The sequence below is a fragment of the Acidimicrobiales bacterium genome (genome assembly GCA_035533095.1).
In the GTDB taxonomy this organism is placed as follows: domain Bacteria; phylum Actinomycetota; class Acidimicrobiia; order Acidimicrobiales; family Palsa-688; genus DATLUM01.
The window spans coordinates 1-2452 of record DATLUM010000061.1 but is presented as its reverse complement, the minus strand read 5'-3'; the positions used below and the strand labels follow the sequence as shown (position 1 = coordinate 2452).

Sequence of the window (2452 nt, the reverse complement as noted above, 5' to 3'; positions counted from 1 at the left end):
GAGTTGCCTGACAGACGGGAGAACCGTGACTGAGACTCGAAAACTGTTTCATGACGAGCTCGCCGAACTGGCGGAGGACGTGGCGCGCCTGGCCGCCCTTGCGGGCGAGGCGATCCAGTCCGGAACGGCAGCGTTCCTTGCGGAGGATCTGCCTGCCACCGAGGTCGTGATCGCCGGGGACCGCAAGCTTGACGAGCTCACGCACTCCATCGAGAAGCATACATACCTGTTGTTGGCGCGCCAACAGCCGATGGCCGTGGACCTGCGCATGCTCGTCACCGTCCTGCGAGGCGTGCACGAGCTCGAGCGGATCGGGGACTACATGGTCAACGTGGCGAAGGCCGCCAGGCGGCTGTATCCCCAGCCGCTCGATCCAAGGGTCCGAGGGCTGATCGACCGCATGCGAGGGCAGGCCCTGGAGCAGCTCAAGTTGGCAGTTGCCTGCTTCACCGAACGTGATCCCGCGAAGGCAGCGGCTCTCGCTGACATGGACGACGTGATGGACGACCTGCAGAAGGAACTGTTCCGCGTGATCTTCTCGACCTTCGAACACTCGGACGAGGTGAGTGTTCAACGGGCGGTGCAGGTCGCGCTCGTCGGTCGCTATTTCGAACGCATCGCAGACCATGCGGTGAACTTCGGTGCCCGCGTCCCCTATATGGTCACCGGCGAGTTCCCGGAGGATCACACGGCTGCGTCATAACCTCGGGGCTGACCGGCTGGATCGAGCCGTTGAGGCTCTCAGGGCTCGAGTGCGTTCTCGAGTTGTGAAGCCGTTCCGGGCGGGGCGAGTGCCACAGCCTGAGAGTGAAATGACGCGCTTCGCTTCCGGGTCGCCGTTCGAGACTTTCATCGGCTTCAGCAGGGCCATCCGTGCCGGCGACCGTGTCCTCGTCTCGGGCACAGCTCCGATCTGGCCGGACGGAAGCTGTGACGAACGCCCGGACCAGCAGGCGCGCAGGTGTTTCGAGATCATCGGCGATGCTCTACGTGTCGCCGGCGCCAGCCTCGACCATGTCGTACGCACTCGCATGTTCATCACGTCGCCCGACTACGCCGCAGCCGTCGGAGCGGTGCATGGAGAGATCTTCGTGACGGTGCGGCCTGCCGCGACCATGGTCGTCGTCGCTGCCCTGCTTGATCCTCGCTGGAAGGTGGAGATAGAGGCGGAGGCGGTGCTCCCGTCACCGAGGCAGAACCAGAAGAGAGCGACAAGCCGGACTCCCGGGCCTTAACCAGGCTATAAGGCGTAAGCCCGAAGAGCCCTTCTCAAGGCTTGTCCGATGTCGGGCGAAAAGAGAATTACCGGCGGACGCGGGAGCAGGTGTGAAAGCGACATCGACGACATCACGGCTGAGGGCACGTGTGCTTGTCGTCGATCCGGACATCCCCTTCCTCAACACAGTCTCGCGGCTGCTTCTCGAGGCTGGACACGAGCCGAGGCGTGCCAACACCTTGCGCCACGGGATCGAGAAGACCGAAGGGTGGGAACCCGACATCGTGATCGTCGACCGGATGCTGTGCCTCGAGGAGGGCAGGGCGCTCGAGGAACTGATGGAAGTCACCACCGCGGGGACCAGCGGTCTCATCGTCACCGACATGGCAGAGGAGCCGATGCGCCCTATAGCTCTCCTTGCCGAGATTCACCGCCGGCTCGCGGACTGACCTGCCTCACCGCGGTCGGACCATAGACACTGCTCAGTCATCGGATCCTGCCCGCCGGCGGCCCGAGAACCAACCGCTCAGGAGCACCGCAGCTTCGGCTTCGAGGACCCCGGATATCACCGGTAGCTCGTGGTTGAGGCGGGGATCAGCGCACAGGTTGTACAGCGATCCGCAAGCACCCGCCTTTGGATCCGCGGTCGCGAACACGAGCCGGCCCACCCTGGCGGCGACCAGCGCGCCGGCGCACATCGGGCAGGGCTCGAGCGTGACGTAGACGGTCGCACCGTCCAAGCGCCACGACCCGAGCGATGCGGCGGCTTCCCGCAGGGCGAGGATCTCCGCGTGCGCCGTCGGGTCGCCGGCGGCCTCCCTCCGGTTGCCCGCGGCGCCGACCACCCGCCCGCCTGCCACCACGACGGCTCCCACCGGGACGTCGCCCGCGTCTCCGGCGCGCCTCGCCTGGTCCAAGGCGAGCCGCATGGCCTTCTCGTCAGCTGTGTCTGGAACCAAAGCCCGCTCTCCCTACCGTCGGGTCCGGCCGCACCGTAGCCGGGCTGGCCCGTTACCGATCACGAAACACCGCATCCCTGGGCCGAGCAGGAGAACTCGGGCGCGCAGCGAACAGATACTCCAGAAAAGTTCGGACGGCGCTGGGGCCGTCCGGGCGATCACAGGGTCGCGGCCTTGCACGGCCGGCGCATCGTCCAAAGCGGCGGCCCGCCCTCGACCGGGCGCAGCTCCTCCGCCACGTCGTAGCCGAAGCGGCGGTAGTAGACGAGGTTCTCCG

At 66.3% G+C, this 2452-nt stretch carries 4 protein-coding genes; 3 read left to right on the top strand and 1 reads right to left on the bottom strand.

All coding sequences use genetic code 11. The features are described from left to right. The first annotated feature begins 25 nt into the window (after positions 1-25). The 3 genes from phoU to VNF71_08135 all read left to right on the top strand — a co-directional run bounded on the left by phoU (position 26) and on the right by VNF71_08135 (position 1665). Entirely contained in the window at positions 26-703 is a 678-nt protein-coding gene (gene phoU / locus VNF71_08145) for a phosphate signaling complex protein PhoU (GenBank protein HVA74521.1), read from the top strand. A 109-nt stretch (positions 704-812) separates the two neighbouring features. Beyond that, positions 813-1235, top strand: a complete 423-nt coding sequence (locus VNF71_08140; GenBank protein HVA74520.1) for a RidA family protein — start codon at positions 813-815, stop codon at positions 1233-1235. Between the two features lie 91 nt (positions 1236-1326). Beyond that, positions 1327-1665 (top strand): hypothetical protein, encoded by a 339-nt coding sequence (locus VNF71_08135; GenBank protein ID HVA74519.1) that lies wholly within the window; start codon positions 1327-1329, stop codon positions 1663-1665. Positions 1666-1698: 33 nt separating this feature from the next. Here the strand turns inward: VNF71_08135 and tadA are convergent, their stop codons facing one another. Continuing rightward, positions 1699-2175 (bottom strand): tRNA adenosine(34) deaminase TadA, encoded by a 477-nt coding sequence (gene tadA, locus VNF71_08130; GenBank protein ID HVA74518.1) that lies wholly within the window; start codon positions 2173-2175, stop codon positions 1699-1701. Positions 2176-2452: the final 277 nt, after the last annotated feature.